Source organism: Tsukamurella asaccharolytica (assembly GCF_007858435.1).
GTDB lineage: Bacteria > Actinomycetota > Actinomycetes > Mycobacteriales > Mycobacteriaceae > Tsukamurella > Tsukamurella asaccharolytica.
On sequence record NZ_VIGW01000026.1, the window covers coordinates 1 to 7,665 of the forward strand.

At 71.3% G+C, this 7,665-nt stretch carries 7 protein-coding genes; 3 read left to right on the forward strand and 4 right to left on the reverse strand.

What is annotated here, in order from left to right; genetic code table 11:
- From FK529_RS19565 to FK529_RS19580, 4 genes are all read right to left on the reverse strand, one after another.
- On the reverse strand, positions 1 to 417 hold a 417-nt coding region (locus FK529_RS19565), incomplete at its 3' end, for a hypothetical protein (protein WP_205124410.1).
- Positions 414 to 1,136, reverse strand: coding sequence for a hypothetical protein (locus tag FK529_RS19570; RefSeq protein WP_146564296.1), 723 nt, complete (start codon positions 1,134 to 1,136; stop codon positions 414 to 416). The genes FK529_RS19565 and FK529_RS19570, both read right to left, overlap by 4 nt.
- Positions 1,137 to 1,177: 41 nt before the next feature.
- Entirely contained in the window at positions 1,178 to 2,794 is a 1,617-nt protein-coding gene (locus FK529_RS19575; RefSeq protein ID WP_438947217.1) for an MFS transporter, read from the reverse strand.
- Positions 2,749 to 3,477 (reverse strand): LppX_LprAFG lipoprotein, encoded by a 729-nt coding sequence (locus FK529_RS19580; protein ID WP_146564310.1) that lies wholly within the window; start codon positions 3,475 to 3,477, stop codon positions 2,749 to 2,751. The genes FK529_RS19575 and FK529_RS19580 overlap by 46 nt, the downstream gene beginning before the upstream one ends.
- A gap of 37 nt (positions 3,478 to 3,514) precedes the next feature.
- Between FK529_RS19580 and trmB the strand changes: the two genes are divergently transcribed.
- The 3 genes from trmB to FK529_RS19595 all read left to right on the forward strand — a co-directional run.
- Positions 3,515 to 4,318, forward strand: a complete 804-nt coding sequence (gene trmB / locus FK529_RS19585; protein WP_146564312.1) for a tRNA (guanosine(46)-N7)-methyltransferase TrmB — start codon at positions 3,515 to 3,517, stop codon at positions 4,316 to 4,318.
- Entirely contained in the window at positions 4,315 to 4,977 is a 663-nt protein-coding gene (locus FK529_RS19590) for an NYN domain-containing protein (RefSeq protein ID WP_146564314.1), read from the forward strand. Before trmB ends, FK529_RS19590 begins: the two co-directional genes overlap by 4 nt.
- A gap of 34 nt (positions 4,978 to 5,011) precedes the next feature.
- Positions 5,012 to 7,665: MMPL family transporter (locus FK529_RS19595; RefSeq protein WP_146564316.1), on the forward strand; the 2,654-nt coding region annotated here is incomplete at its 3' end.

The following is a 7,665-nucleotide window of genomic DNA, read 5'->3' on the forward strand; positions in this document are numbered from 1 at the left end:
CGGCGGGCCCGGCTCCGCGCCGCGGGCGGCGGGATCGACGGACCGCGGCGGCGGATCGGCGAGGGCGGCGCGCAGCGCGGCGAAGCCGCCGCCCGAATCGGGCTGGACGCTCACCACCTCACCGCCGAGGCGCCGGCCGGACTCGGCGAGGACGTCCGGGGCGTCGGGGTAGACGTCGGCGCCGGTGGCGGCGAGCACCGTCGGCAGGGCGGCGCGGAGCCGGCCGAGCGCGGCGACGTCGACCGCGTCGGCCGGGACGCAGGCGTCGAGCACGTAGACCAGCACGTCGTGATCGCCGCGGTGTTCACCCAGCGGGACCGGGACACCGTCGGCGCCGATCGCGGCCGCGTCCCCGCCCAGCCGGTCGGCGACCGCGGCGGCGCCCGCCGGATCCTGCCCGGCCACCAGCACGGTCACGAGGCCCGCCCCAGCCGGTCCAACAGCAGGTGCTCGGCCTCGTCGCGGCGCGCGCAGTCCGTCGCGGCCACCGTGCGCAGGGCACCGTCGAACTCGGCCTCCCGGCGCTCCTCGTAGCCCTGCAGGGCGGCGGCGAGCGGCGGGAGCAGCGCATCGACCCCGCTCAGCTCGCGCAGGCTCGCCAGCAGCTCCTCGTCCGGCATCGACGGGGTCTCGCGCAGCGCGCCGAGCGCGCACGCCAGCCCGTAGCCGCCGAACCGGCGCAGCAGCGGCGCGTCCGCGCCCAGCGCCTCGGCCGCGGCGAGCGCCGAGGCGGGCAGCGCCAGCGGCGTCCCGGCGATCCGGCGGACGGCCGGCAGATCGGAGGTCTCCACCGCGTCGAGCAGCGCCATGACCGCGATCACCGGCCGCTCCAGCACCTCGCCGAGGCGCGCGGCGTAGTCGTCGGCGGCGCGCCAGGACCCGGCTGCGTCGGCCTTGGTCCACGCGATCACGGGCGGGCCCGCGGGGTCGGCGCACAGCACGTCGATCGCGGCGCGGTCGGTGGCCCGCAGGCCACCGGCGAAGCAGTACAGGCGCGCGTCGGCACCACCGGCGCCGTCCTCGACCGCCTCGACGCCGCGCGACCGCAGCGCCGCGCCCAGCACCGTCGTCCCCACCCCGCCACGGCCGAGCAGCCGCACCCGCGGCGCGCTGCGGCGCACGGACAGATCCCCCATGAGAGCCCCCGCTCGTCGACCGGCGCCCCCGCGCCGATCACCTATGGGGAGGGTACGAGCGCCTCGTCCTGCTCGGGGGGCGATTGCTCCGATTCGTGCCGGCCGCCGGCCACGAACACCGCGAAGACCGCGCCGACCAGGCAGATCACGGCGGTCACCCCGAAGACCTCGCCGAACATCCGGCCGTAGGCCTCCTGGGTCTGCCGGAAGACGGCCATGCCGGTCTCGACGAAGCTCCCCTGCGGCACGATCGGCGGCATCGAGTCCATGATCGAGTTCAGCCGGTAGAAGCCGAAGGTGGTCAGCGCGGCCACGCCGATGAGCATGCCGCTCATCCGGGCCACGACGAGCAGCGCCGACGCGATGCCAGCCTGCGAGAGCGACACCGCGCGCAGCGCCGCCGACGACAGCGGGCCGATCACCACGCCGAGTCCGAAGCCCGCGATCGCCAGCGAGGTGTCGAGCGCGGGCAGGAAACCCAGGTAATCGGCGGAGAGCACGTCGGCCGGCCAGGTCGCGATCAGCGTGTACCCGCCCGCCGCGACGACGAGGCCCACGACCGCGACGATCCGGTCGCCGAAGCGCGTCGCGAGGAAGCCGCCGAGGATCGCGCCGACGGGCAGCGCGAGCAGGAAGCGGACCAGGGTGAGCACGGCGTCGACCCCGTCGCGCTGCAGCACCATCCGGGCGTAGATCTCGATGTCCACCAGGGTCACCATGAGCGCCGCGCCCGCGCACACCGACGCTGCGCACGCCGCGAGGAAGGGCGTCACGCGCATGCCGGCGCTGTCGATGAGCTTCGTCGTGGCCAGGCGCTCCCACACTGCGAAGAGGACGAAGGCGACCGCGGCGCCGAGCAGCAGCCACGCGCCGTTCGGCGGCAGGACGTGCTCGCCGTCGGGCTCGGGGTTGTACAGGCCGATCACCGACAGTCCCAGCGCGACGGCGAGCAGCAGCCCGCCGACCACGTCGACCTTCTGCCGGGTGACCGCCCGCTTCGGGACGGTCAGCTGCAGCAGCACCATCGCGACGAGCGCGAGCGGCACGTTGATCCAGAAGACGACGCGCCAGGCGTCGTCGCGCGGCACCGAGGAGAAGTGGTTGTGCACGAGCGTCACGACGCCCACGCCCACGATCGGGCCGAGCACGCTGCCCAGTTCCTGCGCGGCGCCGACCCAGCCGAGGACGGCGGCCCGTCGACGCGCGGACCACAGGTCGGCCGCCAGGGCGAGCGTCACGGGCAGCAGCGCGCCGCTCGCGACACCCTGGACCACCCGGCCCGCGAGGACCTCCGGGACCGTATCGGCGAGCGCCGTGAGCACCGACCCGACGATGAACAGCGCGAGGCTGGCCTGCAGCACGAGGCGACGGCCGAACCGGTCGGACAGCCGGCCCAGGAGCGGCATCGCGGCGATGTAGCCGAGCAGGTACCAGGTGATGATCGGGGTGGCGAGCTGGATCCGGTTGATGGGGATCTCGACGCTGCGCATGATGTCCTCGAGGACCGAGACCACCACGTAGGTGTCGAGCGCGCCGAGCAGGACCGCCAGTCCCGCGGCACCGATGGCCACGCCGCGGCCGCGCACGTGCCCGGCAGGCGCCGCGGTGATCGTCACTTCGCGGTCTTCGGATCGAGCAGCGTGACCTTCTTGCCCCAGTCCGAGAGCGTCACGGTGAGGGTGCCGGAGTCGAAGCCGACGTTCGCGCGGACCAGGTTGTTCGGCGCGGCCTCCTGCACCCAGAAGGTCAGCGGCCGGTCGCCGAGCGTGGACTTGGGGACGATCCCGGCGAGCGCGGCGCCGGGGATGATCCCCGAGATGCGGACGGCCTCGACGCCGCCGATCTGCTCGCGGCCGTCGACCTTGGGGTCGCGGACCGACGAGAGGAGGTTGGCGATGCCCCGCTGCGGGTCGAGGATGGCGGAGGCGTCGTAGACGTCGGCCGCCTTGCCCGTCCGGTTGTAGGCCTGCCCCGGCGAGAACTGCACGTACAGGTCACCGTCGGTGACGATGAAGTTCGCCTTGACCGCGCTGCCCTGGTAGACGACGTCGGCGTTGCCCTGGCCCCCCAGCTTGGGCTGGTTGCTGAGGTACGCGGAGACGCTCTTGACGGGCAGGTTGGGCACCGTGCCCTCGACGGAGAGGTCCAGCTGTACGTCGTGGAGGTCGCGGGTGGTCTGCGCCGAGGCGTCGATGATCGTCTTCGCGTCGGGCAGCGGCGCATCGTTGACCGCCGGTCCGTCAGTGTTCGAGCAGGCGGCCAGGAGGCCGACGACGGCGAGCAGTGCGACCAGGGTGGAGACGAGGCGGAGCGGCGTGTGGCGAGAGTTACGCACGATCATGCGGCCAATGCTAAGTCACAAGAGTGAAGCTGGGACGATGGAGCGCGTGCCCCAGTCCCAGGATCCCCGCGCCGAGCACCGTCGGCTGTATCCCCGCGTGACCAGTTTCCGGTCCCGCCGCGCCTCCCTCACCCCCGCCCAGCAACTGGCGATGGACACGGGCTGGGCGACCCTCGGCCGGGGCATCCCGCCCGCGTCGCCCCTGCCCGACGGGGGCCTCCCGGACGGGACCTTCCCGGCACCGTCGCACCCGCTGGACGCGGAGGCCTGGTTCGGCCGGTCCGCCCCGCTCATCGTGGAGATCGGCTCCGGCACCGGCACCTCGACCTGGGCGATGGCGCAGGCCGAGCCCGAGAACGATGTGGTGGCGGTGGAGGTCTACCTGCCCGGCATCGCCCAGCTCGTCGGGGCGGTGCAGCGCGCCGGGCTGACGAACGTGCGGGTCGTGCGCGGCGACGGCGTCGCGATGCTCGAGGACATGATCGCGCCGGGCACGCTCACCGGCGTGCGCGTCTACTTCCCGGACCCGTGGCCGAAGGCCCGTCACCACAAGCGCCGGCTGCTCCAGCCGCGGATGTTCGCCCTCATCGCGGATCGCCTGCGGGTCGGAGGGATTCTGCACGTGGCCACTGATCATGCAGACTATGCAGAGGCGATTGCGGAGACCGCACCCTCGGAGCCGCTGTTGCGGCCCGTGGTGCTGCCGCCGCGGCTCGCCGATGCCGGGCTGCCGATCTCCGTCGACCGCCCGGTGACCAAGTTCCAGGACAAGGCCGCGCAGGTGGGCCGCGAGATCCACGAGTTCGTGTGGGAACGCGTGGAGGAAGGAGAGGTGCGGTGATCACGTTCGACGCACCCGCCGACCCGCAGCCCGACGTGGCCGAACGCGTCCTGCTGGTCTGGGACGCGCCCAACCTCGACATGGGGCTGGGCTCGATCCTCGGCGGCCGCCCGACGGCCGCGCACCGCCCGCGGTTCGACGCCCTGGGCCGCTGGCTCCTGGAGTACACGGCGGACCTGGAATCGGATGCGGACGCCCGGCTCGAGCCCGAGGCCACCGTCTTCACCAACATCGCGCCCGGCAGCGCCGACGTCGTGCGTCCCTGGGTCGAGGCCCTGCGCAACGTGGGCTACGCCGTCTTCGCCAAGCCCAAGGTCGACGAGGACAGCGACGTCGACGAGGACATGCTCGACCACATCGACGTCCGGCGGCACTCGCCGGGGCTCGGCGGGCTCATCGTCGCCTCGGCGGACGGCCAGGCCTTCCGCGAACCCCTGGAGGAGATCTCCGCAAGCGGGGTACCGGTAACCGTCCTCGGGTTCCGCGAGCATGTCGCGTGGGCGCTGGCGTCCCCTACTCTGGAGTTCGTCGATCTCGAGGACATCGCCGGGGTGTTCCGCGAGCCGCTGCCACGGGTGAGCCTGGATACGCTGCCCGACGAGGGTGCGTGGCTGCAGCCGTTCCGTCCCCTGTCCTCGCTACTTTCGAGCCGGGCCTAGCCCTAGAACCGGTTCACCGGAAAGGAATTTTCGCTTGTTCGCAGCTATAGGACGCTTCACGTACGCGTTCCGATACACGATCATCGCGGTCCTCTTCGTGTCCATCGCCGCGACCGGCGTCTGGGGCTTCCTCGGGCTCGGTGCCAAGACCAAGATGAACGGCCTCTACGACGAGGCCAGTGATTCCGTTGCGTCCGCGCAGGTCACCGACAAGGCGAACGGCCGCGAGATGCAGCCCGACATCCTGGTGCTGATCAAGCCCGCGGAGGGCAAGAAGATCTCCGACCCGGACGTCATGCAGGCCGTCGCGAAGACGCGGGACGACATCCTCGCGAAGTTCGCGACCGGCGACGACGCCAAGCTCAACCCGATCAACGAGCAGGATCCGCAGGAGAGCTCGCTCAGCTACACCATGTTCGCGCCGGGCGCGCCCCAGGCGAACGACGCGCTGTACAAGAAGTTCACCCGCACCGACGCCGACGGCGGCACCTGGGGCTTCTTCACGCTGCCGATGAAGTCGGCGGACGACACGCAGCGCGGCAAGGACTGGGTGACCATCCAGAAGCCGCTGAACGAGATCCTCCAGTCGGACGCGAACAAGCCGATCTTCGACGCCAAGGTCGGCGGCCTCGTCCCGGTGACCTCCGAGGTCACCGAAGGCGTGCAGAAGGATCAGAAGAAGGCCGAGCTCATCGCGCTGCCGCTGGTGGCGATCGTGCTCTTCTTCGTCTACGGCGGTATCGTCGCCGCGGTGCTGCCGATGATCATCGGTGTGCTCACGATCGGCGCCGCGATGGCGGTCGCCTCGGTGATGGCGGACTTCACGGACGTCAACCTCTTCGTCGGGCCGATCATCTCGCTCATCGGCCTCGGCATCGCGCACGACTACGGCCTGTTCATGGTCTCGAGATTCCGAGAAGAGTTGGACGAGGGGTACGACACACCAACGGCGGTCAGGCGCACGGTCATGACCGCCGGCAGAACGATCATCATGTCGTCGCTGCTCATCGTCGGCGCCCTGGCGTGTCTGTACATCTCCCCGCTGGGCCTGCTCACCTCGATGGCCACGGGCGCGCTGCTCGGCGTCTTCATCGCCGCGATCCTCTCGCTGACCCTGCTGCCAGCGATGCTCGGCGTGCTCGGGCACCGGGTCTTCGCGCTGAGCTTCCACTGGTTCCTCACCATCTTCGACAGGTGGAAGCTGCCGGTCATCGGCGGCGTCATCCACTGGGCCGCCGAGAAGACGGGCCGCGCGAAGACCAAGGCCAACATCGAGGCCGGCATGTGGGGCAAGGTGACCGACGCGGTCATGAAGCGCCCGAAGACCTCCATCGTGGCCGTGGTCACCCTGCTGCTCGCGATCTGCATCCCGATCGTCGGCCTGCAGTTCGGCGGCATCTCGCAGACCTACCTGCCGCCGACGAACGAGACCCGGCAGACGCAGGACAAGTTCCAGGAGCTGTTCCCGGACAACACCGGCCAGCCGGTCAAGATCGTCTTCACCAACGCCAGCGACGAGCAGATCAAGCAGGTCCTCGACGAGGCGAACAAGATCCCCGGCTTCACGCACTCGAACCCCGCGGATCCGAACTCCGCCCGGTTCAGCCCGGCGACCGACGCCGTCTCCACGGCCAAGGGCACCTCCGACAAGCTGGTCGTGCGCGGCCAGGAGGTCGCGGTGCGGGTGTCGAACGGCAGCATGCAGGACCCGAACGACACCAAGGCCGTCGGCGAGGCCGTGACCGCGCTGCGCGGCATCAAGATGGACGGCGCGGACGCGAGTAAGGGCGTCGGCTTCCTGGTCGGCGGCATGCCCGTGCTGCAGTACGACTCCATCGACTCGATGCTGAGCCTGCTGCCGTTGCTCATGCTGCTGCTGGTCGTGGTGACCACGCTCATGATGTTCCTGGCGTTCGGGTCGCTGACGCTGCCGATCAAGGCCGTGCTGATGTCGCTCCTGTCGCTCGGGTCCACGCTCGGCTTCCTCACCTGGATGTTCGTCGACGGGCACGGCGGTGAACTGTTCAACTTCACCGGCGGCCCCATGATGGCGCCCGTCCTGGTGCTGGTGATCGCGGTGGTCTTCGGCCTCAGTACGGACTACGAGGTCTTCGTGATCTCCCGCATGATCGAAGAACGGGCCGGCGGCGCCACCACGAATCAGGCGATCCGCGCCGGTACCGCCAACACCGGGCGCATCATCACCGCGGCGGCGATCCTGCTGGCCTGCGTCGCGGCGGCCTTCGCCACCTCCGACCTGGTGATGCTGAAATACGTCTCCTTCGGCCTGATATTCGCGCTGCTCGTCGACGCGACCGTGGTCCGCATGGTGCTCGTGCCCGCCGTGATGAAGCTGCTCGGCGACGACTCCTGGTGGGCACCGAACTGGATGCGCAGGATCCAGGAGGCCATCGGCCTCGGCGAGACCTCGCTGCCCGCCGAGACCCGCGACGGCCGCCCGCTGTCGTCGATCAAGCCCGCCACCGCGGGTCCGGGCAAGGCGGCGCCGGAGCTCGTCGGTGCGGGAGCACCGGTCCCCGCGCCGAGGTCGGCCGCAGCGCCGGAGGACGGCAGGCTGCACCCGCCGTCGAACCTGCCCGACGTGCGCCCGGCCCGGCCCACGCCGGTCGGTCCCGGCCCGCGTCGCCCCGGCCCGCCGCCCGGCTTCTCCGGTCGGCTGGAGCTGCC